The 26,048-nt window shown below is 58.7% G+C and carries 20 protein-coding genes; 15 read left to right on the top strand and 5 right to left on the bottom strand.

Annotation, left to right across the window (positions count from 1 at the left end):
• Positions 1-5 precede the first annotated feature (5 nt).
• From ACR0FC_RS15385 to ACR0FC_RS15375, 3 genes are read right to left on the bottom strand one after another with little or no spacing between them, the layout of a single operon-like run.
• A complete protein-coding gene (locus ACR0FC_RS15385) occupies positions 6-701 on the bottom strand; it encodes a PIG-L deacetylase family protein (protein WP_170341684.1) in 696 nt (231 codons plus the stop codon).
• On the bottom strand, positions 698-1,612 hold the full coding sequence (locus ACR0FC_RS15380; RefSeq protein ID WP_170341682.1) for a methionyl-tRNA formyltransferase: 915 nt from the start codon (positions 1,610-1,612) through the stop codon (positions 698-700). Before ACR0FC_RS15380 ends, ACR0FC_RS15385 begins: the two co-directional genes overlap by 4 nt.
• Positions 1,609-2,235 carry a sugar transferase gene (locus ACR0FC_RS15375; RefSeq protein ID WP_217358651.1) on the bottom strand — a complete coding sequence of 209 codons (627 nt, stop codon included), beginning with the start codon at positions 2,233-2,235 and terminating at the stop codon, positions 1,609-1,611. Before ACR0FC_RS15375 ends, ACR0FC_RS15380 begins: the two co-directional genes overlap by 4 nt.
• A 668-nt stretch (positions 2,236-2,903) precedes the next feature.
• On the opposite strand from ACR0FC_RS15375, the gene ACR0FC_RS15370 reads away from it, so the two are divergent.
• The 11 genes from ACR0FC_RS15370 (at position 2,904) to ACR0FC_RS15320 (ending at position 17,267) form a co-directional block, all read left to right on the top strand.
• Complete coding sequence (locus ACR0FC_RS15370) at positions 2,904-4,124, top strand: polysaccharide biosynthesis/export family protein (RefSeq protein ID WP_170341680.1); 1,221 nt, start codon at positions 2,904-2,906, stop codon at positions 4,122-4,124.
• 64 nt (positions 4,125-4,188) lie between these two features.
• A complete protein-coding gene (locus ACR0FC_RS15365) occupies positions 4,189-5,055 on the top strand; it encodes a sulfotransferase family protein (protein WP_170341678.1) in 867 nt (288 codons plus the stop codon).
• Between the two features lie 474 nt (positions 5,056-5,529).
• Positions 5,530-7,653, top strand: coding sequence for a polysaccharide biosynthesis protein (locus ACR0FC_RS15360; protein WP_170341676.1), 2,124 nt, complete (start codon positions 5,530-5,532; stop codon positions 7,651-7,653).
• Positions 7,654-7,817: 164 nt separating this feature from the next.
• Complete coding sequence (locus ACR0FC_RS15355) at positions 7,818-9,440, top strand: hypothetical protein (RefSeq protein WP_170341674.1); 1,623 nt, start codon at positions 7,818-7,820, stop codon at positions 9,438-9,440.
• Positions 9,441-9,546: 106 nt separating this feature from the next.
• The gene (rfbF, locus tag ACR0FC_RS15350) at positions 9,547-10,356 is read left to right on the top strand and encodes a glucose-1-phosphate cytidylyltransferase (RefSeq protein ID WP_093963249.1); all 810 of its coding nucleotides are present in this window, start codon (positions 9,547-9,549) and stop codon (positions 10,354-10,356) included.
• A gap of 7 nt (positions 10,357-10,363) precedes the next feature.
• The gene (gene rfbG / locus ACR0FC_RS15345) at positions 10,364-11,491 is read left to right on the top strand and encodes a CDP-glucose 4,6-dehydratase (protein WP_170341672.1); all 1,128 of its coding nucleotides are present in this window, start codon (positions 10,364-10,366) and stop codon (positions 11,489-11,491) included.
• 19 nt (positions 11,492-11,510) lie between these two features.
• On the top strand, positions 11,511-12,725 hold the full coding sequence (locus ACR0FC_RS15340) for a DegT/DnrJ/EryC1/StrS family aminotransferase (RefSeq protein ID WP_170341670.1): 1,215 nt from the start codon (positions 11,511-11,513) through the stop codon (positions 12,723-12,725).
• 215 nt (positions 12,726-12,940) lie between these two features.
• On the top strand, positions 12,941-13,894 hold the full coding sequence (locus ACR0FC_RS15335) for an NAD-dependent epimerase/dehydratase family protein (RefSeq protein WP_170341668.1): 954 nt from the start codon (positions 12,941-12,943) through the stop codon (positions 13,892-13,894).
• The gene (locus tag ACR0FC_RS15330) at positions 13,891-14,892 is read left to right on the top strand and encodes a glycosyltransferase family 2 protein (protein ID WP_170341666.1); all 1,002 of its coding nucleotides are present in this window, start codon (positions 13,891-13,893) and stop codon (positions 14,890-14,892) included. The genes ACR0FC_RS15335 and ACR0FC_RS15330 overlap by 4 nt, the downstream gene beginning before the upstream one ends.
• Positions 14,889-16,022 (top strand): glycosyltransferase family 4 protein, encoded by a 1,134-nt coding sequence (locus ACR0FC_RS15325; protein ID WP_170341664.1) that lies wholly within the window; start codon positions 14,889-14,891, stop codon positions 16,020-16,022. The genes ACR0FC_RS15330 and ACR0FC_RS15325 overlap by 4 nt, the downstream gene beginning before the upstream one ends.
• Positions 16,023-16,073: 51 nt before the next feature.
• On the top strand, positions 16,074-17,267 hold the full coding sequence (locus tag ACR0FC_RS15320) for a glycosyltransferase family 4 protein (RefSeq protein WP_217358650.1): 1,194 nt from the start codon (positions 16,074-16,076) through the stop codon (positions 17,265-17,267).
• A gap of 230 nt (positions 17,268-17,497) precedes the next feature.
• Here the strand turns inward: ACR0FC_RS15320 and ACR0FC_RS15315 are convergent, their stop codons facing one another.
• Positions 17,498-18,451, bottom strand: a complete 954-nt coding sequence (locus ACR0FC_RS15315; RefSeq protein WP_170341658.1) for a sulfotransferase — start codon at positions 18,449-18,451, stop codon at positions 17,498-17,500.
• Positions 18,452-18,800: 349 nt separating this feature from the next.
• On the opposite strand from ACR0FC_RS15315, the gene ACR0FC_RS15310 reads away from it, so the two are divergent.
• Positions 18,801-20,117: a lipopolysaccharide biosynthesis protein gene (locus tag ACR0FC_RS15310; protein ID WP_170341656.1), complete on the top strand. Its 1,317-nt coding sequence runs from the start codon at positions 18,801-18,803 to the stop codon at positions 20,115-20,117.
• 64 nt (positions 20,118-20,181) lie between these two features.
• A complete protein-coding gene (locus ACR0FC_RS15305; protein WP_170341653.1) occupies positions 20,182-21,342 on the top strand; it encodes a glycosyltransferase in 1,161 nt (386 codons plus the stop codon).
• Positions 21,343-21,354: 12 nt separating this feature from the next.
• Here the strand turns inward: ACR0FC_RS15305 and ACR0FC_RS15300 are convergent, their stop codons facing one another.
• Positions 21,355-22,932: a carbamoyltransferase C-terminal domain-containing protein gene (locus tag ACR0FC_RS15300; RefSeq protein ID WP_170341651.1), complete on the bottom strand. Its 1,578-nt coding sequence runs from the start codon at positions 22,930-22,932 to the stop codon at positions 21,355-21,357.
• 477 nt (positions 22,933-23,409) lie between these two features.
• Here ACR0FC_RS15300 and ACR0FC_RS15295 point away from each other — a divergent pair, with 477 nt between their 5' ends.
• Together ACR0FC_RS15295 and ACR0FC_RS15290 are read left to right on the top strand one after the other, a co-directional pair.
• Positions 23,410-25,185: a carbamoyltransferase family protein gene (locus tag ACR0FC_RS15295; protein ID WP_302476855.1), complete on the top strand. Its 1,776-nt coding sequence runs from the start codon at positions 23,410-23,412 to the stop codon at positions 25,183-25,185.
• The gene (locus ACR0FC_RS15290; protein ID WP_170341646.1) at positions 25,182-26,045 is read left to right on the top strand and encodes a polysaccharide deacetylase family protein; all 864 of its coding nucleotides are present in this window, start codon (positions 25,182-25,184) and stop codon (positions 26,043-26,045) included. The genes ACR0FC_RS15295 and ACR0FC_RS15290 overlap by 4 nt, the downstream gene beginning before the upstream one ends.
• The last annotated feature ends 3 nt before the right edge of the window (positions 26,046-26,048 follow it).

Raw genomic sequence — 26,048 nt, 5'->3', positions numbered from 1 at the left:
TCCTGTCAAATCACCGATCGGACCAGAACAAAGCCTTCCGCCGCCGACCGGTGCACCGTCGCGCCACGCAGGGTGGCCAAGGCGCGCAAGCTGTCGACCGAGCGTTCGTGCGGCGCCTGCTTGACCTGGCTTTCGAACTTGCCGAACGCCTGAAGCTTCCGTTCGATCGTGTCCGAGATGTCGACAAACACGTTTGGCACGAAGGCCGGGGTCAGATAGGGGGCGTTCCAATTTGTTTCGGAAAGGGTTTCGTAGGCCAGAATATTGGCCGGATAGTCATGTTGATGCGGGCGGCTTGCCACCAGCGTGGACAGAAAACTCAGCTGGTGATCCATATGGATGTCGCCTGGATGCGGAGCCAGGATCAGGCTGGGGGCGATGTCGCGGACCAGCTTTCCCAGCGCACCGTTCAGGTCCGAATGGGCATGTTCTGACAACTCCGCCGCATTGAAGTCCATCCAATGTGTTTCGGTGACGCCCAGCAGATCATGCGCATTGAGTGCCTCGCGCCGTGTGGTTGCGACCTGTTCATCGGTAAACTTCGGGGGTTTGCCACGAGTGACGACAACCACATGCACTTCGCGCCCAGCATCGGCCATGCGGGCCATCGTGCCGCCGGCGCCCAGAACCTCATCATCGGGATGCGGAGCGACGATCAGCGCGGGGCCGGCGTGGCCAGTGGTCAGGTCGGAAGCGATCATGGATGTGTCCTCAGTTTCGCGTGAAGGGCAGGGGGTGTGTCGGCCCCTGACCATTCAGTTATGTCCAGACAGCGCCCGTCGCCGCAGGCCACCGTAAAGCCGCCGTTGCCGATGGCTTGGATCTGGCCGGGCAAGCCGATGAAGTAGCCCTCCGGCTCGGTATACCTGACTCCTGTCAGAACCAGTTTCACGCCATCGGGGCCATAGGTGTAGGCGCCGGGGTAGGGCGGACCCGAGGCACGGATCAGGCGGTGGATGTCCGCAGCAGGATTGGTCCAGTCAATCAGACCGTCCTCGGGGCGGCGGCGGGCGCACAGGCTGATCCCGTCGGTGCGTTGCGGTTCGGCCGGGATATCGCCGTTGGAAATCTGGTTCAACAAAGGCGGCAGCAGTCCTGAGACGGCACGCAAAGCCCGATTGTACAACTCGCGTGCAGTGACGGTTTCGGGATCGACCGCATAGATGGCCTGAGCGGCAATAGGGCCGTCATCGGCACCTTCGCCCAACCAGAAAAGCGAGGACCCGACGTTTCGTTCCTGCAACAGGATCGTCCAGGGGATGACACCGCGCCCCCGCAAGCGGGGCAGGGCCGACGGATGAAATCCGATGCAGCCAATCCGCGCCAACGCCCGGAACTCGGGGCCGCAGATCTGTGACCAACCGAGCACCAGGATCAGGTCGGGTTTGACCTTGGCAATCTGTTCGAGAGTCGCGGGGTCGTTGGATTTCTCGATATGCAGAACCGGGACGCCATACTTCGCGGCCGCCGGCGACAGGTCGACGAAATCCGAATGCCGCGCGGACAGGCGTGGCGACAGGGTTACCAGAAGGGCCGGCACATGCCCGGCACCGCACATCGACATCAGGGCTGCAAGCGTGGTCTCGACGGCGCCGACAAGTACGATATTCACGCGTTCATCTCCTGCATGTCCTGGGCCAACGGGCCATTCGAGTCTATCCATTTCCGGGCCGCCTCGATCCGGTCGTCGCGGCGGGGTTCGTTGTGCAGGGCCGCTCCGACCGTTTCGCCCAGAATCTGCAGGTCCAGCGCCAGTGACCGATGCGCCACATACCATAGATCAAGGCTCAGTTTTTCACTGTTGCTGAGATTGGTGTTGCCGCTGACCTGCGCCCACCCGGTCAGCCCCGGCCGAACGGAACATCGGTATTGTCCGGCGGGTCCGAAGTCTTCGATCGTTTCAGGCAGCAAGGGGCGAGGCCCAACCAGGGCCATTTTGTTCTGCAGGATCAGAACGATTTGCGGGATCTCGTCGAGGCGCAGGCGTCGGATCATTGCGGTGGCGCGTGTCTGGCGATCCGTATCGGGGTGCAACGAACCATCCGCCGCGCGCGTCTCTTTCATGCTGCGCAGTTTGTAGAGCCGGAAATTGCGACCCTGTCGTCCGGCTCGGATCTGCGAAAACATCAATGGACGGCCGATGGAAAAGAGCACCACGACGCACGCAATGACAAACAAGGGAAGCGCGAGCAGGCCCAGAAGCAGGCAGATCAGGATTTCAAGCAACCGGTTCACAAATCAAATCCAACTCGCAACACGCGGGGTCCCGCGACACACAAAAAATCAACCAATACAAAGGGACGCGACACGCCACCCGAGCAACCGCGACTGAAATACCGACAACCCGGGTCGACAAGCGGCGATGCAGCAAGATTGGTCGAAACGGATTCTGTTTGCAAGCCGTCGATGCCGCCGCGGGATGCGGGGGCTGAGAATGCTGGGCTGACTAGACGCTGACGCTGATTTGGCTTCTGTATTGCGTCAACGATTCGAGCCAAAGCTGTGAACTGTTGCCAGTCAGGAAAAGCAGGAGCCAGAGCCGCGGTGTGATTGCCGCGAAACTAGGCGGGGTGTTCTGATCGGGTGTTTCGCCCAAAACAACCAGCCTTCGGGCTGCATTCACAGGGGGTTGCGACCGCGGCCGACGCGGTGGCCCAGGCGCTGACAGGTCTGTGTCGACAGGAAAGCCAGCGCCAAAGGCGACGCGCCATTGGCTTTGCTTGTCAGCCTGAGGCCAAGCGCCTATGATTTGCCGAGCGGGATCGTTTCTGTCCCGCCGATGACCGAAATTGCTTTTGACGACCGACTTGCGCTGTGGGTGCGGTTTGTGTTTTCGAGATTTGAGTATCGTGCCCGGCACCCACGCCCGGCTTGTTGGTGTTTAAGAGTTGGGAGGCAAGGTTTTGCGCAGCTTCTTTCGAGTAATTCTGGCGACGCTGTTGTTTGTGCTGGCCGCTGTGCCGGCCCTGGCCGAAAGCTATCGCCTGCTGCCGCAGGACCGCCTGTCGGTTCGTGCCATGCGTTGGGACCCACTGTCCGCAAGTTACATGATTTGGGATGGCGTGTCCGGCGAGTTCGCTCTGGCCGGTGACGGAACGCTGATGTTTCCGCTGGTGGGGCAGGTTGAGGCGGCCGGGCTGACCACGCTGGAACTGTCGCAGATGTTGGAGCTTGAGCTCAGCAGCCAGACCGGCATGGCCGAGCCGCCAAAGGTCGCGCTGGAAGTGATCAGCCACCTTCCGGTCTTTGTTCTTGGAGACGTCAATTCGCCGGGCGCTTACGCCTACCATCCCGGGATGACCGCCCAGCAGGTTCTGGCCCTTGCAGGTGGCCCGATCCGTCCTCCGATCCAGTTTGGGGCAAACAATGATTTCCAGATCATGCGGATGGGCGGCGAAATGCGGCTCCTATCCACTCAGATCGATGAGTTGGAAGATGAGAGGCAGCGGCTGAAAGCTGACCTTGCGAGCCTGCAGGAAGAAGGGATTGAGACCGGCACCGACGCGGCGCCTGACGCTCCCGGAGGGCTCGAGGGGGAAATCCTCGAGGCGACAATGAACGCCCGCGAGGGTTTGGGTGAACGAATTCGGGATCTGCAGGAGATGCTCAAAGAGCAGATCTCGAGCCTGACCATCCAGTTGGAACTTCGCAAAACGCAGATCGAGAATGTCAGCCGGGAGTTGGAAAACCTGAACCAGCTCAAGGAAAAAGGTCTGACCGTATCGAACCGGGTGACGACTATGACCAATCTTCTGAACGATCTGGAATCCAAGCGTCTGGATCAGGAGGTTGCGCTGATGCTGGCCCGTCAGGAGCTGAACCGCGCCGAGCGCGACGAGCTGGAACTGGATGACAAGGCGCGCTCTGATGCTCTGGTCCAGTTGAACGCGGTCGAACGCGAGTTGGCCGCGCTTCGGACGCGCCTGGATACCGCGGCGAGCCTGCACGGAGAACTGGCCGCCGCCGGTTTGCTCAGCGAAGATGACATCGCAAGTGAAGTTGTGATTGAATACATCGTCACACGGGCGGGTGGCACGGCGCCACGCAAGATCGACGGGACCGAGGCGGTTCAGCCCGGGGACACCATAGAAGTCGTACGAAGAACCATTGTTACGTCGAATTGAGTTCTCCGGCGCGAGGTTTGCCGGGTTTGTTTTTTAATCTGTTCGCAAGGTCACGAGTATTCCAATGTCTCTCCCTGACGGTCGTCCGGTCGACTTTCTGATTTTCGGTGCCGCGAAATGTGCAACCACCTGGTTGCAAAAGTCGCTGATGCAGACGCCGGCCATTCATATGCCGGGTCCCGAGTTGCATTTCTTTTCTCGGTATTATGCAAGCGGACTGGACTGGTATCGTGACCAGTTCGGAGACTGCGATGGCGCAGATCTGATCGGTGAAAAATCGAATTCGTACCTGACTGAACCCCTGGCTGCGCAACGCATTCGGGAGCATTTCCCTGAAACTCGGTTGATCCTGCAGATGCGGGACCCGGTTCAGCGCGCCTATTCCGACTATTGCATGCTGTTCCGCCGCGGCGAGGTCTCGGGGAGGATCGAAGACTATCTGGATCCGGCGGTCGCGGCCGACCAGCGGTTTCTGTCCGATGGGCGATACGGCCACCATCTGAAGCGGTTCTACGACTTGTTCCCAGAGGACCAGATCCTGCTGCTGGCCTATGAGGATGTACGTGTGAACCCTCATGGGAACCTGAAGAAGGTGGCCGGCCATATTGGATATGACGGACAGCTGGAACCGCCGGTGCAGCAGAAAGTCAAAGATAAGAATACACCCATGGTGCCACTGTCGCTGCGTCGTGTTCTGAAGCCGGTTCGAGCTGTTCTGGACCCTGTACGTCACACCTGGCCTGTACGGTCCATCCGAAACGCCGTCGCTCGAAAGGTGACCTACCCGGCCCTGTCGCCCGAGTTGGAGGCGAAGATGACCGAGTTCTATGCGGCCGACGTAGAATGGCTTGCCCGCCGCAATCCGGGTCTCTGCCAGAATTGGACGGTTTCGGATGCAGTTCACAGAAGCGAATCGCAGGCCATGTCATGATCGAAGCCATAATTTGGTTTCCATTCAGGAAACAAAAGCGCCTTAGGGCTCTGTGCGTGCACGATGAACCGGGACTATCGGGCCCTGAGGATACAACAATTGATACTGCGACGGCGGTCGCGTGCTGCAAAAAATGGCATTTCTGTGATTTTATGGTGTCCAAATGGTGGAAAGGGGATTTTGATACCAATGTTGGTGTGGTAGCGTTGAAATCGTGGGTTCGTGGTCGGGACCGTGTGATGGGCCAGACCACGTGTAGTGTAACGAGTTGACGATTTAAAAGGGGGTTTGGTTCAGGGCGGAGGTTTCTAGGCGCCCGGATTCACGTGGGGGACTTTTAGCGAAGCAATGTGTTTGCCGGCCGGCGCCATGTGGTGTCGATCGGGAATTGAGGCTTTTTAGTGGTGGAGCGGGTGTGTTTGGCCCGTCTCATTTCAGTCGAGTGGTAAGTGGCAATTTTTGCCGGGGGTTCTTATGAGTATATACGAGCAAGAGTTGGTTAAGCTCAAAAGTGGACCGGATGCAGATAGCACGATCGAACAGGATCGCGCCTTCGGAGACATCCAGTCGAAGCTGCGACAGAAGCTGACCGAATTGAGCGCCAACCGGCGCCTGCTGATCGGAGATGTATTCGCATCCGCCGGAGCTGTGGCCGCGGCCGTCGTTCTGGCTAATGGTGGCATCGTTCCTGAACAGTTCGGGTCCGTTCTGTTGCCGTTGGTGGTGATGACTTGCCTGGTGGCGCTGGCGGTTTTGCCGCTTTCCGGCATCTACAAACGGCACACACGGTCGACTTCGCTGCGCGATGTGACGCTGATCGTGCGTGCTGCGGGGCTGTCGGTTGTTTTGTTGGCATTGCTGGGCGCTGCCCTTCCCGTTACCGCACAGGTGCCGCTGGCGGTCTATGTCATTCAGTTCCTGCTGCTGGTTCCCGCCTTTGGTACTCTGCGCGTCCTGGCGCGCAGCACCGAGCTGACGAGCGATCCGGCGCGCCGTTGCCCGGATGCGTCTAACGGGAAAATCCCGGTTATTCTGGTCGGAACCGGCGCCAGCTGCGACCTGTTCGTGCGGTCTCTGCACAATCAGGAATCCAAGTATGAACCTGTCGGCATCATCGACGATGCGCGGAACACACAAGGCCTGTATTTCCACGATGTGAAGATCATCGGGTCGCTGTTGGATGCAGACGCCGTCATCGAACGCCTGAAGTATTATGACCAACTGCCGCAGCGCGTTCTGTTGACCGAGCCCGTAACCCATTTTGAAAGTGATGGTATTCGCAAGCTGACCCGTTGGGCTGAGGCCAACAGCATTCCGGTATCGCGTCTGGCGGGACTCGAAGAACTTGGCACCGAGAGCAATGGCATCCGGACCGTCAATCCCGAAGACATCCTGGACCGTCCGCAGAAAGCGGTCGAACGCTCGATGCTGCGCGAGATGTTCAAGGGCCGCCGTGTCCTGATCACCGGCGCCGGAGGGTCGATCGGTAGCGAGCTGACACGCCAGATCGCCTCGTTCGAGCCGGCCGAGCTGGTGATGATCGAGAACACGGAATATAACGCCTATTCCATCGATATGGATCTGGGTCAAAACTTCCCGGATGTCGCACGCCGCATCTACGTGGCCGACATTCGCAACGCGTCCCGCGTGAACGCGATCTTTGAACGTCACCGCCCCGAGTTGGTATTCAATGCTGCTGCACTGAAGCATGTGCCGATGGTTGAGCTGAACCCCTGCGAAGGCGTTCTGACCAACGTGATCGGAACCCGGAATGTGGCGGACGCGGCCCGCAATGTGGGTGCAATCGCCATGGTTCAGGTCTCGACGGACAAGGCGGTGAACAGCACCAGCGTCATGGGCGCCACCAAGCGCGTGGCCGAGTTCTACGTTCAGGCGCAGGACCGTGTGACCAACGAAACCGACGAGAAGACCCGCTTCTTCTCGGTTCGGTTCGGTAACGTGCTGGGGTCGTCCGGTTCGCTGATCCCGCTGTTCCAGCGCCAGATCTCGGAAGGTGGCCCGCTGACGGTGACTGATCCGAAAATGGAGCGGTACTTCATGACCATCCGTGAAGCCGTGCAGCTGACACTGGTTGCCGCCGCGCGGGGTTTGAACCTTGAAGACAGCCACGGCGAGATTTTCGTTCTGGATATGGGTCGGCCGGTCAAGATCGTGGACCTCGCCGAGCGCATGATCCGTCTGGCCGGCCTTGAGCCCTATCAGGACATCGACATCAAATTCATCGGTATCCGTCAGGGTGAAAAGCTGTACGAAGAGCTGTTCGACGTGACCGAAGAGCGTCGCGAAAGCGGTATCCCTGGCGTTTCCTCGGCTATTCCCGAAGGCGTCTCTGCCGCGCGTTTGCGGGCGCTGATTCTCAAGCTGGAACAGGCTGCTCAGGACGGCAGTGATCTTGGGGTCAAAAAGCTGCTCAAGGATCTGGTGCCGGGTTACGGCGCAAACGGTCTGCGCCCGATCGATGGCAAAGAGCTGGCCGCGCGCACCGGTAAGCCGCAGATCAAACCTGTGCCGACGCCCAAGCGGATTGCAAACTTCGCACCGCAGAAAAATCTGGAGACGATCAACGCCGGTCGCTAAAATTTTGTCAAAAGTACATTTAAGTGAGCGGCATTTTCGGCCGCGGGTTACGATTTCAGAAGGGCTCTTCGGAGCATATTGTTGATGATTATTTGCGACCCTGGCGGTTCACGGCAACCTGCAGATTTTGGCGGGCCCGTCCGAACGGGCAAAGCGAGAACGATATGACGGCTGAGGCCGAACATATGCGTGACCGGGCCGTTTCTCAGGCCGGGTCTGGTCGTCGTCGGGCGGTGCTGTGGCTCCTGTTTGGAGGGCTGCTGGCCGTGATATTGGCGGCCCTGTTTGGCCGGATCATGTCCTTTGGTTTGCGTCGGGACGAACTGATGTTCGTGGCACCGGCAGAATTGTTGGGCCAGTGGCGCCTGTACCAGGACTTCTTCTACAATCACGTTCCGGATTCGGCGTGGTATTTCCGCGGTTTCTATTTGATCACCGGTCAGGAGGGTCTGTTGGGCTCAGCGCGCCTTGGTGTGTTCTTTGGCTGGATTGCGTTGATCGTCGGTACCGGTTGGGTGACCTGGCGCCTGTCCGGATCGGCTCTGCTGGCGGCATTCTTCATCGCGGTCTTGATGGTAGACGGAACACTTCTGGCGCAGGCCGGAATGGCTGCTAGCAACAACCTGCTGCCGTTGCCCTTCGTTGTATGGGGTGTCGGGGGTTTTCTGCTGGAAATCCAGCGCGACCATCCGCGGCCAGTTGTTTTCGTGCTGATCGGGGTCTGCCTGTCGATCGCAGCGGGGATGAAAGTCAGCGCAGTGGTCTTCATTCCGCCCGTCGCGATTGCCACTTTTCTGATGCCCGGACATATGGCGTTTGCAGAACGTGTTCGACGGGTGACCCTGCCGATGCTGGCGGGCGGGCTTCTGGGTGCCTTGCCGTTGTTCTGGTACATGGCCGTTGATCCCGCGGTTTTCATCGCACATGTCCTCAAGTTCCATACGGGTCCGCACGTGGCCTACTGGCAGGCCAACGCCGCCTCTGAACCCGATCTGGCTCTGGGCCTTGGGGGCAAAGTGCAGTTGGCCTATTCAGTCTGGTTGGGTGGAGCGGCACTGGTTTGCCTGTTCGTTGTTGCCTATCTGACCGTTTTAGCCAGATCGGGCGGCATGCTGCTCTCCGAGCTCGGCGCGGTTCTGTTGGTTTTGGTTCTGATCGCCGTGACAGCCGCGTTCAGCTTTGTACCGTCGCCCGGGTTTCCGCAGTACTACATTCAGCCCTTGGTCATGATCCCCCTACTGGGCGCGTTGGTTTTCCGAAAGGTCGGGCCAGAGCAGCGTTCGCAGGTTACCCCGGTCGTTGCCGCCGGTTTCGTTCTGCTGGCAGTGCTGGGTGCGCCGCGCCTCGTTCCCGGTCTGGCAGCGCTGAGCGATCGCAGCGGCTTTACGACTACCCGAGTGGCGCAGGGTGGCGAAGCGTTGAAGGCCGCGCTTGAATCGAGTGCCCATCCAGACGGACCCGTGGCGACGATCATGCCGATCTACCCGCTTGAAGCGCAACTGCCGGTCTATCCGGAACTGTCTACTGGCCCTTTTGCCTATCGGATCGCGCCTTATACGGAACCTGACTTGGCCGCGAAATACGTGATGGCGGATGCGGCCGGGTTGCAGGCAGTGTTTGATTCCAACCCTCCCTCCGCTTTCCTGCTGGGATATGATCCGGCTCTTGAGCAGCCATTGTTGCGCTATGCGGAAACAAACGGCTACCAGCCCGTGGAAATTTCGGGATTGGGCAACCGCTACGGGCAAGGTGTGGTATACTTGAAGCCATCGGGAGCAACGGAATGAGCCCAACCCGATCCGCGGTCTCTGGTGGCCGGTTCGTCAAGCGGCCGGTGTGAGGCCCACGCAGACATGCAGATTTTAGTAACAAGTATTTGAGGGAGTGGCACGAATGAAAACGATACTGCTTGCTGGCGGTCTGGGGTCTCGGCTGGCCGAGGAAACAGTCTCGATCCCCAAGCCGATGGTCGAAATCGGCGGCCGGCCGATCATCGCGCGCGTCATGGATATCTACAGCCATTTCGGGCATCGCGATTTCGTCGTAGCCGCCGGATACAAGGCGCTTTTGCTCAAGCAGTTCTTCGCGAATTACCACCTCATCGCCAACAATATCTCGGTCGCTCTGGATACGGGAGAGCTCAAGCTGGTGCCTTCGGCGCCCGGCGGTTGGAACGTGTCGGTCGTCGATACCGGGGCTCATACCATGACAAGCGGGCGCATTCGGCGTCTCAAGGAATGGCTGGATCCGGGAGAGACCTTCATGTGCACCTATTCTGATGGCTTGGGGAACATCGACATCAACGCGTTGATCGATTTTCACAAGTCGCACGGCAAGCTGGCGACGGTCACGGCGGTTCAGCCGCCCGCGCGTTTCGGCAACATCGAGTTGAAGGGCGACCGCGTGGACGCGTTCACCGAAAAGGTGCGTCGCCGCGAGACCTGGATCAACGGTGGGTATTTCGTATTCGAGCCGGGGGTCATGGATTACATGGTCGACGATATGGAACCGCTGGAACAGTCACCGCTGTCTCAGATGGCCCGCGACGGTGAGCTGATGGCCTATCGCCATGAGGGTTTCTGGCATCCGATGGATACCATCCGCGACCGCAACGCGTTGGAGGCCCTCTGCGAGGATGATACGCCGCCTTGGCTGCAATTTGATGCCAAGCCCTCGTCTGATTACCCCGCCATAGCGATCTGAGGAACCAATGACTGGTCAGTCCGATCAGATTTTCGGCGGTCAATTCACCGACCGTCGGGTGCTTGTGACAGGGCATAGCGGGTTCAAGGGCGGATGGATTTCGACCTGGCTGAACCGGCTGGGCGCGCAGGTCACAGGCATTGCCTTGCCGCCCGAGCCCGGGCCTTCCTTCTATCAGGCGTGCGGACTTGATCGGACAATGGACAGCCGTTTTGCCGATATTCGCGATCCGGCGGCCTTGGCACGGGCGACCGAGGGTCTGGATGCCGAAGTGGTGTTTCACATGGCTGCGCAACCTCTGGTGCGCAAATCCTATCGCGAACCGGCCGAGACATTTGCGACCAATGTCCAAGGTACGGTCAACGTTCTGGAGGCCGTGCGACGAATGCCATCGCTGAAGGCCGTGGTCGTGATTACCAGCGACAAATGTTATGATAATCGGGAATGGCTGTGGGGTTATCGCGAAAACGACCCTTTGGGCGGCAAGGATCCGTACAGTGCCTCCAAGGCGGCAACCGAGCTTGTGGCCCAGTCGTATGCGCATACTTTCTTTTCTGACACGAGTGGCCCTCAGCTTTCGACGGTTCGGGCGGGCAATGTCTTCGGCGGAGGAGACTGGGGTGAAGACCGGTTGATACCGGACATCATTCGAGCCTGGCATGATGGCCAGCCGGTAACCATCAGAAACCCGGATAGCATTCGGCCATGGCAGCATGTGCTGGAGCCTGTCGCAGGGTATTTGCTGCTGGCCCAGAAGATTCTGAGCGACGGACAGCGTTTTGCCGGGGCATGGAATTTCGGGCCAGACGTATCGGGCACCGTCAATGTCCGGGATCTGGCGGATATGATGTGGCGCGCCTGGGGGGCAGGCGCGCCCGGGTTCCGTTTCCCGGATGAGTCCGCAACGGCGCCCCACGAAGCTGGCATACTTCGGTTGGACAGCACCAAGGCGCAGACCCGTTTGGGCTGGCGGCCTCGGCTTGAACTGTCTCAAGCCGTTGAACTTACAACCGACTGGTACAAGGCCCACGCTGCGGGCGACGACATGGGCAAGGTCACCCAATCGCAGATCACCGCGTACCAAGACCTCATGTCCGGCACGGGTTGCGACCAAACCGGGCTGGCCGCACAGTAGATTTTCAGGAGATTTTTTGATGAGAGTGAATTACGGACAGACAGTCCACGGCCAGGAAGAGATCAACGCCGTCGTCGAGGTTCTGAAAACATCCACCCAAATGGGACCCAAAGTCCGGGAGATGCAGCAGAAAGTCGCTGCACTGTTTTCGAAGGCACATGGGATCATGGTCAATTCCGGGTCCTCGGCGAACTATCTGGCCGTCGAAATCCTGGATCTTCCCAAGGGATCCGAGGTGATCACCCCGGCTTTGACGTTTGCCACCACGGTCGCTCCGCTGGTGCGGCAAGGGCTTGTGCCTGCATTCGTTGATGCGGCCGAGGGAACCTACAACATAGATGTCGAACAGATCGAGCGGATGATTTCGCCCAAGACCTCGGCGATGATGATCCCCTCGTTGATAGGCAACCTCCCGGACTGGCGTCGGATCCGGGAACTGGCCGATGCTCATGGCCTGAAGGTGATCGAAGACAGTGCCGACACATTGGGTGCCACGATCGACGGCACCAGCACGGGCGTCTGGTCGGATGTTTCGACCACCAGCTTCTACGGCAGCCATGTCATCAACGGCGCAGGAAATGGCGGAATGCTGTGCGTCAATGATGACGAGTTGGCACGCAAGGCATTGCTGATGCGGTCGTGGGGGCGCAGCTCGTCGCTGTTCGTCGAATCCGAGGCCATCGAGAACCGCTTCAACGTTCAGCTGGATGGGATGGAATACGATGCCAAGTTCCTGTTTGAGGCGCTCGGCTACAATCTTGAACCCTCCGAGATCAGCGCCGCTTTCGGCCTGGTGCAACTGGGCAAGCTTGAGAACAACATTCGGGTCCGCGAGGAAGCCTTTGCTGCCCATCGCGCGTTTTTCGCGCAGTATGAGGAATGGTTCATTCTGCCTGAACAGCTGCCGGGCGCACGCACCGGTTGGCTGGCGTTCCCGCTGACTCTGCGAGAAGGCGCTCCGTTTACCCGTAGCGAGATGCAGATTTTCCTGGAGAAGGCCGACATCCAGACCCGGCCGGTCTTTACCGGCAACATTTTGCGCCAGCCGGCCATGAAAGATGTTGAGTATCGCGCGGAAACCGCAGGTTATCCTGTGTCTGATGCCGTGATGCGCGGCGGTATTCTGTTGGCATGCCATCACGGGCTGACTCAGGCTCATATCGACTATATGCATGAAAAGACGCAGGAATTCCTCAAGCCACATATGACCGGGATGCCGCGCAAAGCATCTTGATCCGAGGTCTTCCAGCGGTCGCTTTCCGTCTGCGGTTGGTGGGTGCGGAATGATCGGTGTTGGCGAAACTATCCCAAGGGGTCCAAATTCCATAGTATCGAAGGGACCGGCCAGGGCGCAGGAATGAAACTGATGGCAACTGATCATGATACAGGTAACCCGCAAAGCGCGGGTTTCACCAATCTGGCCCAGAACATGGCCGGCGGCGGGTTGTCATGACGAGGCGCGTTCTGATCACCGGGGCCGGAGGGTTCATCGGACAGCATCTGCTCCGAGCCTGTATGGACAGGGGGGATCAGGTCGTGGCCTTGGTCCGACCCGGATTCCTCTCTGATGGAATACCAGATGTCGAATTGCAGCGTGTCGACCTGGGCGACAAGGATGCTTTGCGCCGCGTGTTTGACGCGTCCCAGCCAGAGGTTGTATTTCATGCGGCGGCAAACACCCGGGCTGTAACGCGGCCTGACCTCAAAGATGCCGAAGCCAGCGTGGGCGACAATCTTGTGCCGTTGATGACCGTGTTGGGTGCCGCTGCGACCTGCGACGCACCTCCGGATGCGTTCATCCGCCTTGGAACCATTGCCGAATACGGTGAGGTTCCTTCACCTTACACTGAAACCCAATGCGAAATGCCGCGCGACAGCTATGGGGCATCTATGCTGGCAGGGACCAAGTACTTGACCATGCTGCGGCCGCGCCTGCCATTCACGGCAATGACGGCCCGGCTTTCACTGACTTATGGTCCGGGTCAGACCGGGCCTCAGTTGGTCCCGTATCTGATCCGCACTTTGCTGAACGGGGAGGCCGCACGCATCGGACGCCCCGATGATAGCCGGGATTTTCTGCATGTCGGCGATGCCGTGCGCGCCCTTTTGATGTTGGCGGATGCAGCGCGGGATGACGTTCCGGTGGTGAATGTCAGTACCGGAGTGGCTACTCGAGTCCGTGATGCGGCCGCGATTCTGGCTGAGCTGACCGGTTCCGGACCCGGGAAGCTCGACTATGCCGACCCGTCAGGTAAGCCGATGCACCTGGTCAACAATCCCGGACTTATCCATTCCCTTTATCCCTGGACCGCGCGGGTCGGGGTGGAGGACGGCCTGCGGGATACAGTCGATTGGGCCACCTCTTCGGATGCGCAGAAGAACATGGCAGGACAAAACGCATGACGGTCATTTCCATTCTGATCCCCGCCTACAACGAGGAAGACAACGTCCGTACGGCCTATGAGCGCGTGCTGGCGGTGTTCGACAAACTGGATGGGTACGAGCCTGAAATCATCTTCAACGACAATCATTCCGAGGATCGGACGTTTGAAATCCTGTCTGAAATCGCGGGGAAGGACCCTCGGGTCCGAGTGATCCGCTTTGCGCGGAACATGGGGTACCAGGCTTCGGTTCTGACAGCATACAGGTCAGCGACCGGTGCCTGCGCGGTGCAACTCGATTGCGATATGCAGGACCCGCCCGAGTTGATCCCTCAGATGTTGGACCTGTGGCGGCAGGGGAATCATGTCGTCTATGGTATTCGCCGCAGCCTGCCCGATGGCCCTGTTGTTGCCGCTGCACGGCGGGGGTTCTATGCACTGATCGACATGATCAGCAACGATAATCTTCCGCGCAACGCGGGTGAGTTTCGTCTGACTGACAGACGGATATTGGACGAATTGCGCCGGGTCGATGACCGCTCGCCCTATGTTCGTGGATTGATCAGCGGCATGGGGTTTTCGCAGGTCGGGTTCGAGTATGATCGCGCGGCCCGGACAGCGGGGGAATCCAAGTTTCCGGTCCGGGCGATGGTGGCGCTGGCTGTGGACGGGTTGATCAACCATTCTCTGCTCCCGCTGCGCCTGGCTTCGCTGATCAGCCTGACAGTAGGGCTGTCGATGTTCCTGTTGATGATCGGCTACCTCATCGGCAAGCTGTTCTTTGGCCAGGATTGGCCCGCAGGTTTTGCAACCACGACCATCCTGCTGCTCTTGTCGATGACCCTGAATGCGATGTTCCTTGGCATCCTTGGGGAATACGTCGGCCGGATCTTTCTGCAGGCCAAAAACCTCAACCAGCCCGTGGTTGAAGCCGAGCTGAATGGCCCGGTGGAACAACTGAACACGTCTGGGAAACAGAACCGCGCCGACAGCGCGCAAATGGTGGAGCGGGCGCAGTGAAGATACTGATCGTTCAGGGTGGGTTCGGAGCTGGCGGTGCCGAAAAGATCGTCTCGGTTCTTGCAGCCCATCGGATCGGGCTTGGCGATCAGGTCTCGGTTGCGGGCATGACCATGCCCGAGGACGGGTCGTATTTTTCTTTCCCTGACGGCGTCAGCCTGCTGGTGGCCGAAGGCGGAAACGACGGGTTCAGGAGGCTGAAACAGCTGGCCCGCCTGCGCCGGATTCGTCGCTTCATCCAGGACGAGAACCCCGACGTGGTGGTATCCTTTCTGACTAAAATCAATGTCCTGACGCTCGCTGCAGCTCTGAGGCGGGATGTTCCGGTGATCGTTTCAGAACGGAACAACCCGATTGTGCAAAACGCCAACCCTGTCTGGCGCCACGCTCAAAACATCCTTGGACATCGAGCCAGCACCGTGGTCATGCAGACTGAGCGGGTACGCCAGGACCTGCCGCCGTCATTGCGGAGCAAGGCGCAGGTCATTCCAAACCCCTGTGCGCCAATCGAAGGTGCAGCCCAGCTCCTTGGTTCGTGTGGCAATCGGCTGGTCGCGGTGGGGCGGCTGGATCCGCAAAAGGGGTTCGATCTGTTGATCGATGCAATGTCGGAAATCATCCAGAAAAACCCGGACGCGCGCCTGACGATTTTCGGGGAAGGCCCGGAACGTGCCGCGCTCGAGGCTCAGCGGGACCGGCTGGGTCTGCAGGGCGTCATCTCCTTGCCCGGCGCGAGCGACACACCCGGAGCGTGGATGAAGGGCGCGGACATACTGGTGTTTTCCTCCCGCTTCGAGGGGTTTCCCAATGTGGTGGCAGAGGCGACCGTCGCAGGCTTGCCGGTTGTGTCTTTTGATTGCCCCTACGGACCGAAAGAGTTGATCCGACACGGTGAGAATGGATTGCTTGTTGCGCCCGAAGACACGGCGGAACTGGCCCGCGCAGTGCTGCAGCTGAGCGACGATCCTGAATTGCTGGACAAGATGCGTCAGGGATACCAACACAACAGGGACTGGCTGGCCCCAGACAGTATTCTTGAGAAATGGGACCGGATCATTGCCGATGCTGCTCATCGCAGGGTTGGAGCGGGGGTCGAACATGGCCATAGCACCTGCCGCCCGGAGAGTTGAACCAAACCAGGCGGGCCGCAGCGCCTGCTCTGCCATCAGGAGTTGGCATTGTTGCAAAAGTTGAAACCGCAGGTCTCCCTCCCCGCACGGGCGCGACCACGGATCGTGGTTGTCGCCAATCTGACTGCGTCTTTGCTGAATTTTCGCTATGACCTGCTGAAGGAGCTGTCAGAGCGGGCTGAGGTCGTCGCCTGCGGTCCCGAGCGCCACGAGGCGACGGAAACTGCGCTTGCAAAAATCCGTGTGAAGTTCGTGCAGTTTCCGCTATCACGTGCTGGGATGAACCCGGTTGAGGACATGCGCACGCTGCGTGCTCTTGTGCGCGTTTTCAAGGAATTCAAACCCGACAGTGTCTTTGCCTACACCATGAAGCCAATCATCTATGGTTGCCTGGCCGCAAAATGGGCGGGAGTGGACCGGATCTATGCCATGAACACCGGGTTGGGCTATGTCTACAGCACCCATGGCCTGACTTTTCGGAGGCGGGCGGTTCGTGCCGTGTCATCGGTTCTTTATCGTATTGCGCTGAGAGGCGTGGACGAAGTGCTCGTCTACAACCACGCAGATGCCGAAGAGTTCCGAGAAAGGCGCCTTGTTGCACCAGATGCAAAGCTCAGCATCGTGCCCGGGTCTGGCGTAAATCTGGATCGCTACGGATATACCGATCCGCCAGCTGGGCCGCCCGTTTTTCTGATGATCTCGCGCCTGCTGCGCGAGAAGGGCGTGTTTGATTTCGTTCAGGCTGCCCGTTTACTGAAAGAAACGCACCCCCAAGCAAGATGCCAATTGCTTGGTCCGATGGACGCCAACCCGGATTCCATCGGCCAACGCGAGATCGACGAATGGACGCGCGAGGGCGTGATCGAATACTTGGGAGAAACTTCGGACGTCCGGCCCTATCTAGCAGTGTGTTCGGTCTTTGTGCTGCCGTCGGCCTACCGCGAAGGGATACCGCGCACGATCCTCGAGGCGATGTCGTCGGGGCGGGCTGTCATCACGTCGGATGCGCCGGGTTGCGCAGATCCGGTTATCAACGGCGAGACTGGCTACGTCGTGCCGGTCCGGAACCCTGAGGCGCTGAGCCGCGCCATGGCCTCGTTCGTCGAGAGTCCTGATCTGGTGGCCCGAATGGGTCTGGCATCGCGGAAGCGTGCCGAGGATGCGTTCGACGTCCGTCGGATCAATGCGATCCTTCTCGGCAAAATGGGATTTTCGACCAATACCCGAGAGGATGAGGCAATTTGAGGGGTGGCGGCTCTTCCAAACACTTGTTATTTAATGATAAATGGGAATATTTGAAAGAATTCGCGGAAACTACGGGAAACCCCTAATTCCCTGGCCGCCTGAGACTGGCTAACCTTATATCAACAACGAAATTCGACCGGTGGGGCCGTTGGCCCGACCACTCACTCGACAAATGGCCAGCATATGGGGTGCTGGTCATTTTGTTTTTTGGGGGGACAGAAAAGCACAGTTCAGTCTGTGGTTGTGGTCGAAGGCAGCTGATACCCGAACTGACCTAGATCGAGGCCAGTCAAGGATTGGAGTTCGGCGTTTGACTCAGCAAAGGCACCGTCAAATCGGGACTGAATTCTGCCGACCAGCCGGTCTTTGAGCATCTGATCCAACTTGCCGGGAAAGATGCGTCCGATCGGCCGGCTCAATTTTCCGAATCTGCGCGTTGCGTTCGGAAACGGCAACAATGCGCCTTTGCTCAGCTGGTTGTCGCTGAGCGTGAAATTAACAAATCGCTGCAGAATCTGAAAACACTCCGATCTCTTCTCGTTCGTGACTTCAAATTCGCGCTTCTTGTGCTCGACGCCGACGAAATTGCACAGGGTTTCCACAAAGGAATCCGGCTCGGAAATGAACTGTTCGTAGGCCAATCCAAGCACACGATCCTTGCCAAACTTGTCCTGGTAAAATTTGAACAAGCGGTGGTACCGGTAGAACTCCTCCGAGAACATCGGCGCGCGCCGCAGATTCGGTTCAGGTTCGGACAGATATGTCTTCAGCGATCCGTGGCCGCCATCGGTAATGTACTGGCTGTACATCGACAGGATCGACGACAGCTGCTCGCGGAATACGACCAGGATGTAGGCGTCGGGAAAAGTGCGTTGCAGACGGTCGGCAATGATGGTGCTGTCGAACCCGCCGCTGGCCGGGTAACCCGAGAATCTCTCGTGAGAGAATACCGGAACCTGCCCGTTATCCTGCGATTTTCTAAGGAAACTCTCGTACATCTTGCGAGTTTCTCCGGGATCATAGGTCATCGGCTGCGGCAGCACGATCCGGTTCGAAAGAATGTATTTGCGATCGCCATGCGGAGTGGCGAACGGTGCGTCCGGCGCCGAGAACAGCTGCTGTTGCAGGGACGACGTAGCGGTTTTGTGATAGCCGATATGGACAAGAACGGGTGCACGGGTCATGACGGGATATTCAGCCTTCGGACCGGGTATTTTCAGTCTGGCTTCGGGCGCGGTCGGCATCCGAGCCGCACCGGTTGGCACCCCGACAGGTGCTCCGAACAAGAATTGGTTTCTGTCGCAACTTCAAAAGCCCTTTCAACAATCAGTACTGGATTCAATCGGCAAACTGCGCTTTCGTAAAACGATATAATCCAAGACAACTAAATGATAGGAACGGAAACAACCGGAAACATGACCTAACCCGCCACAAATTTTGGAAACGTATTGAATTGTACCGAGTGCATGGGTGAATTGATGACCCGCTTCCTGAACACCGCGTGGATAGCGCCGCGTGGTTTCGCGTGAACCGATGAGTGAGCCAAGCTCGAAGCCGCTGCTGAAGCGGCTGGCCAAGAACATGTCATGGATGTTCTTGTCGCAGATCTTGGTTGGTCTGTTCGGTTTGGCCAGCCTCATCTTTACGGCTCGCGCAATCGGGCCGGCTGCGGTTGGGATTCTGGCGCTGGTGGACGCGTACATTCAGGTGATGGACAGGTTGTTCCGGCTCGAGCCATGGCAGGCAACCATCAAGTACGGCAGCGAGGCTCTGATCGAAGAGGATCCGAACAGATTCCGACAATTGATCAAGATGTCTGTGGTGACCGATTGCCTTGGCGGGCTGCTGGCTGGTTCGGTGGCGATAATGCTGGCGCCAAAGCTTGCTCCGTTCATCGGGCTGTCTGAACCTGAAGGCGCGTCCTATATCACGCTTGTTGCCTTTGGGTTGTTTCTATCGCTCCGACCAACCGGCATTGGAGTTCTTCGAATTTTCGACCGGTTCGACGTGCTGGCGATCTCGGACATGGTAATCGCCGGCCTTCGGCTTGTCGGAGTCATCATCGCCTTTCTGCTGGACTTGGGGATCTGGGCATTTGTGGCTCTGTTGCTGATGCATCAGATCCTGACCGGGCTGGTTGCGTTCTTTCTGGCACTGGCCGAATTGAAAAAACGCAACTTGCACAGGTTTTTGTCCCAGCCGCTGCGGCGGGCTTTTGCCCATAACCCCGGGTATCTGCGGTTCCTTTGGAATTCGAATTTCAACGTAATCCTGCGACAATCGACTCAGCGGCTGGACATACTTGTCGTCGGCGCCCTGCTGGACGTGACATCGGTGGGCTTCTATCAGGTGGGCAAGCGCATCATGGCCAATGTTGTTCGGATTGGCGGCCCCGTCAGGCAAGTCCTGTACCCCGAGATGACCCGCCTATGGGCCGTCGGCGATTTCGGCCGGTTCTGGCGTCTTGTACGGCTGGTGTCGCTCTCGGTTTGCGGGGTGTCGATCCTGGTCTCCATTCCGTTGGCGCTGAAGATGCCAGAGTTGGCCGTTCTGCTGTTCGGGCCAGAGTTCCGTGGCGCAGCGCCCGTCATGACGATCTTGATGTATGCCGCGATCGTGTATCTGGGGGGCTTGGTGTTGAACCCCGCCTTGCTGAGCATGGGGCTGGACAGCGCACTTGTGCGCACGACGATTGTTGCGACGGTGATCTTTACGGCCTCATTTCTGCCGTTGCTGTATTGGATGGGGATCGAGGGGATTGCCCTGGCCCATTTGTTGTTCAATGTGATCTGGACGGTGGGCTGCATATTCGCCATCCGGTCTTATCTGGCCAGAAAACACGAAACATGATGGGTTGGTGATCTTCCGGCCCTGTCCCTAAATTCCTTGAGTCACGAGTGTTTTGAGACCATCCATGCCAAGACGTATTCTATTTCCCTTCGAAGGTGACACCGTTATTGGCGGCAGTCACGTGTCAGCCTTGAAACTTGCGGCGGCGTTGGACCGGTCGAAGTATGTGCCCCATATCCTGGTCCACTACGAGGCCGGCCCGGCGGCGGAGTATGCCCGATCGCTGGGATTGGACGTCGAAATCCTGCACGATCCCAGCCTGATGTCTCCGGGCGGGCTCAGCTATCCGCGCGATTGTGGCCCGGGGCGATACCTGACTTCTAGCGCATGGAGGCTGGCAAGTGTCCTAAAGCGCATCGATGCCGACATCGTTCACACAAACGAAGGTCGGATGCATGCCAACTGGGTGCTGCCGGCCCGTCTGGCGGGCAGGAAACACATCTGGCACCATCGGCAGGATCCGACCGCGTTCGGGATCAACAAACTGGCGCCGCTATTTTCCGACCACATTATCAGCGTTTCGCATTTTTCGAAGCCAAGCAACCCGGTGCGGTCGGTCGACAAGAAGTTCACCGTGATCCGCAGCCCATTTGATTTCAACCCTGACCCACCGGATAGGTCCGAAGCCCGAGCAGCCGTAATCGCCGAGATGGGATTGCCCGATGACGCGCTGCTTCTCGGGTATTTCGGAAACTTCGTCACGCGCAAGCGTCCCGACCATTTTGTAAGGGTCATCGCGGCTGTGCAAAATGCGATGCCCGACACTCCGGTGCATGGTCTTCTGTTCGGCAGCGCGGCCGAGCGGGACGAACCGTTGCGCCAGACCTGCCTTCGCATCGCAAATGAGGCGGGGACCAGCGAGCATATCCATATGATGGGTTTCCGACAGCCGATCGATGGGTACATGGCTGCAATGGATGCCAATCTGGTGACCGCTCTGGACGAACCGTTTGGCCGTACGTTGATCGAAGCGATGTATTTGGGAACTCCAGTCATCGCGACCCGTCACGGCGGCAACATCGAAGCGATCACGGACTGGGAAACCGGTGTGCTGGTCGACCCCGACGACCCTCAGACATTCGTGGAACCTGTGCGCAAGTTGCATCAGGACAGAGCGTTGTTCGAGGAGATTTCACAAGCGTCAAAGAACTATGCCCGTGCAAATTTCGGCTTGGATATTCATGTGAACGGGGTTTGCGAGATCTATGATCGGTTGCTCGCTTGATAGCTTGTTCGGTCAACAGCGCGGGTTGTCGAATGTGTAATAGGTATTGCCCGCGACGAATCCATCCAACCCGACATGGCGGGCATAATGTGCCAGATCCCGAGTTGTATTAATGAAGCCGGAGTTCTTGAAATTGAGCGAGGTGTTGCAGAGCACGCCCACCCCCGACGCCGCCTTGAACGCGGCCAGAAGGTCGTAAAAATAGGGGTTCTGGTTGCGGTTGACCGTCTGTACCCGCGCCGAACCGTCGACATGGGTTACTGCGGCCAGGTCCGGATTGGTAACGCGGTAAAAGTCCAACATGTATGGCGAGGGCGCGCTGATGTCGAAGTGCAGTGCAGCATCCTCTTCCAGGCAAGACGGCGCCACTGGACTGTTGCTGGCCCGTCCTTTGATCCGGTTCAGTCGCGTACGTGTCTTCGGGGAAAACGGCGCGGCCAGGATCGACCGGTTTCCCAAAGCGCGCGGCCCAATCTCGCAATTGCCTCGGGTCCAGCCAATGATCTTTCCGTCCAGCAGGTCTTTGGCGATCGTGTTTAGGTTCAGTTCGGTTGCGGTCATGCCCTGCGTGTCGATGCGGTCGTCGCAGAAGGACTGGCCGGAATAGACCGACCATTCCAGTTTGGCTTGGCCGGTATAGTGGCGCATCGCGTCCACGGCGGTTCCAATGGCACATCCCGAGTCGCCGGTCGTCGGCGGTACGAAGACCTCACGGAAGAGCCCGCTTTGCTTCCACGCGGTATTCCAGTGTCCATTCAGGCCGCACCCGCCGGCGATCAGCAGCGGATACTTTTCAGGCAGGTTCTGTTCCGCATAGTCGCGAAACTTCTGGAATATCGCTTTGGACAGCTTGGTGGCCATGTTCTTCAGCTTTTGGCTGTCCGTTCCAATGTTGAAGAAGGGTGAAGTCACAAAATCGCTTTTGCGAAGTGCGTCGCCGCCCAGGTCCGAGGAAAGCAACCGGTTGATCAGTTCCGTCTCATCCGCATCTGGTGGACCGTCTTCGCCAAATGCGCAGGCTGCCATCAGGCGGCCGGGATCCTGTGGCCGGGGTGAGTTGCCCGTGACCGGAAAGTCGGGGTCGGCGAGGGCATTGAGAAACGCAAAGCGTGTGCCCGGGGCCGTCATCACCTGCCCTCGGTGATGAATGGTCAGGTCGCTGTCGATCTCGTAGAAATCTCCCAATGCGCCTTCCCACAGAAGTACATAACAGGGCTCGCCCTGACGAAAGGGGGACATGGCATAGCTGCACCAGATATGCGCCCGTTCGTGAGTTGAAGAGTAATAATCGACCGACTTGCCAAAAAAGGTTCGTTTGCCAGCTGTTTCAGACCCCGCGCCGATACCGAAGTATCCGGCCCCCGAAGTTGTAACGTGGTCGGCCCCGTTGCTTGACCACCCGCTGAGGGCCAGGACATCCGGCAAATCCTTGAACCATAGACCCGCGTCAATGAACGTGTCAGGCGTAACCGGCGTATACCGGGGGAAGCTGTTCTTTTCCGCCTCGTAGGAAAACAGCAGACGCCCGTCGGTGCTGTCGACACCTGCAACTGTGCCGTCATGTCCGGATTTGAAAGACAGGATTTTCATGAATAGCCCTTCCCTCGACAAGTCACGGTCCAAAGACCAGGTGCCTCGCAAACAGATGTGACAGTCCGTCGGGTCAAAAATACCGGGGCGCTGACGGATCGAATTAACCGCAAATCCATTCCACGAATACCAAAACAAATGCCACGATTAAGCCTAGCAGAAGCTCGGTGTTTGGGGGAACCCAAGTTCGTAACCGGCTGCCGCCGGGCTTAACGCAGTGGCTATTCGTGAACGAAAGAGCACTTTTGGCGCGATTGTTCACTGAGTGGGTGTTGCGTACCCTGCGCAGTGCCCGGCACCAGACCGGTGCAACAGGCTGACAAGTCCGGTGAATCACACTTGCATGGCTTCCGGTTGGCCGTGAAAGGCTGAGATTTGATCGAGCGGCACCTTCATCCGGGTTGCACCTACCAGCCTCTGAGCGTTAACGTAGCCGCGTTATCAGGCAAGTTTTTTTGGCCAAGGGTGTTTTAGGTTATGTCAGTAATTTTGGGTTTGGCTACAATGAGCAACAGCGCTGCCGCGCTGTTCAAGGACGGCAAGCTGGTTGCCGCAATCGAAGAAGAGCGGCTGACGCGGGTCAAGAATGACGGGGCATTTCCCCATCAGGCGATTGCCGAAGTTCTGCGCATCGCCGGGCTGAAGTTCTCGGACATCGACGAGGTTGCGGTCTATTGGCAGCCCTGGCGTATGGTCGGCCGCGGAATGGGCACGATGCGCAAGATTTTGCAGCGACCCTCGGCCGCCAAAAGCGTAACGGCGCGGATCGGGGCACTGTTCGTGTCAGATGCCTCGTCGGAAGAGTCACAGGACAGCGGCTGGATGGACCTGTTCCGCATCCGCAAGATCCTGACGGCCGAGCATGGTCCGGCCGATTTCAAGTTGCACTACATCAACCACCATCTGACCCATCAATTGTACGCCGAAGCGATGCGTGACTGGGGCAGCTTCGTTTCGCTGTCCTATGACGGTGGCGGCGAGGAAAGCTCGACCATCGTGTCAGTTGTGCGGAACGGCAAGCGGGAAGGTCTGGCGGATCATCGCTGGCCCAACTCGCTGGGTCATTTCTACTCGACCTTCACCGGTTTTCTTGGCTTTAAGATGCTGGAAGGTGAATACAAGATGATGGGTTTGGCGCCGTACGGCAAACCCATCTACCGCGACGCCATCTTGCGCGAAATTCTGATCTTGGACGATGACGGCGGTTACCGCGTGAACACCGCGCTGTGCGACTATCACTCAGCCCTGCGCGGCGAGTTCCATCCACGTATGGAAGAACTGTTCGGCACCCGGCGCGAGCCCGGCACCGCGCCGAACGAACGCCACGTGGACCTGGCGGCATCCGTGCAAGCCGCGTTCGAGGCAGCCCTGCACCATATTCTGGAGCCGGTCCGCAAAGCCAATCCGGACCTGCGCAAATTGGTAATTTCCGGCGGCTGCGCGTTGAATGTCACGGCGAATGGAACGCTGATCGCGGACGGCACGTTTGACGAGGTCATCATTCCACCGGCCCCACATGATGCTGGCTGTGCAGTTGGCGCAGCGCTGGCCTGCATTCCGAGCGAGCAGGTCGATCTGTCCTCGGTCCGCAGCCCTTATCAGGGTGCCGATTGGGCGGATGCCGACATCACCGCTGCCTTGGATCAGTTTTGTGCGGAACCGCAGCAGGCCCTGCCTGTCGATCAGTTCCTGGACCGTGTGTCCGACTTGCTGGCCGAGGGCAAGATCATCGCCTGGTTCCAGGGGCGGGCAGAGTTTGGCCCGCGTGCCCTGGGTGCCCGATCCTTCCTTGCAGACCCACGCAAGGACAGCATTCGCGACGATCTGAACGTCAAGATCAAGAAACGCGAGCATTTCCGGCCCTTTGCGCCCAGCGTTGCGGAGGAGGCGGCCTCGACCTTTTTCGAGATCGATCAGACCAGCCCCTACATGAACATCGTTGCACGTGTGCGTGGCGATCGGGCGGCAGACATCCCGGCAATCACCCATACTGACCAGACGGCACGCGTACATACGGTGTCGCAGTCGGCGAACCCGCTGTACCACGCCCTGTTGACCCGGTTCGGCGAAAAGACCGGAGTGCCCGTGTTGTTGAACACCTCGTTCAATATCCAGGAGCCCATCGTCTATTCGCCTTTGGATGCTTGCGCGACATTTGCGGCATCCGGAGTAGATGCGCTGGTGATCGGTGACTACGTCGTGCTGCGCGAAGCGCTGAAGGATGACAGCGCCCGGGCCCAAGCTGTCGCGTGACCCGGCTGTTTCTCAGCGTCGATTTTGAAGACTTTGCGCATGATCTGAAACGCCTTCTGGGGGTCTGGGAAACCGGACCCCTCAGAGTTGAAGAGCTGTGGCAAAGCTTTGAAACCATTGATGACTTCCTTCGCTCACATGGCGGATCGACGGGTTGCGCCGCAACGTTCTTCTGCACGGGGGTCGTGGCACGCGACGCGCCTGATCTGGTGGCCGAAATCGCAAAGCGGGGCCACGAGGTTGCCTGCCACTACTATTTTCATGACAGCATGGACCTGCAGTCTGCGGAGACCATAGACCGTATGCTGGGTCAGGCGCGGCAAGCTTTGGAAGAGGCCGGGAACACCCCTGTTCGAGGGTTTCGCGCCCCGCGCTTTCGATTGAACCGCGCAACGCCTGAACAGTACCGACTGATTGAACGCCATTTCGACTACGACTGTTCGTCATTCTTCGCTTCGGCGCAGGAATGTGATCGGTTTTCCCGGGAAATGGGGCTGACCACGCTCCGGATCTTGCCGTTGTTCATGACGCCATTGGCGGGCAAGGGGCCGATGGTGCGTCTGGGAGGCAGCTATCTGAAGTTCATGACTTCGGATCTGGCGGGGAAACTGATCGAACGGTCTGAACAGGCGGGTATCGCGCCGCAAGTCTATCTGCATCCCTACGAGATCTTGGAACCTCAGTCATTCATGGTTTCAAGGGACGAGCTCGCGGCCTTGGGATCTGCCAAAGCCGCTTACTGGGCGTTGCGGCAGTCTCAGTGGCTGAACTTTGGTGGCGCGCGACTGCTGCGAAAGGTGGAGGGTTTGATACCCGCAGGCGGCCTTGCGGGTCGGCTGGATCAGTTGATCGGAGAATAAAAA

The organism is Ruegeria sp. BB9 (assembly GCF_056539345.1).
The sequence above is the reverse complement of the archived record's forward strand: the minus strand, read 5'-3'. Positions and strand labels throughout refer to the sequence as shown.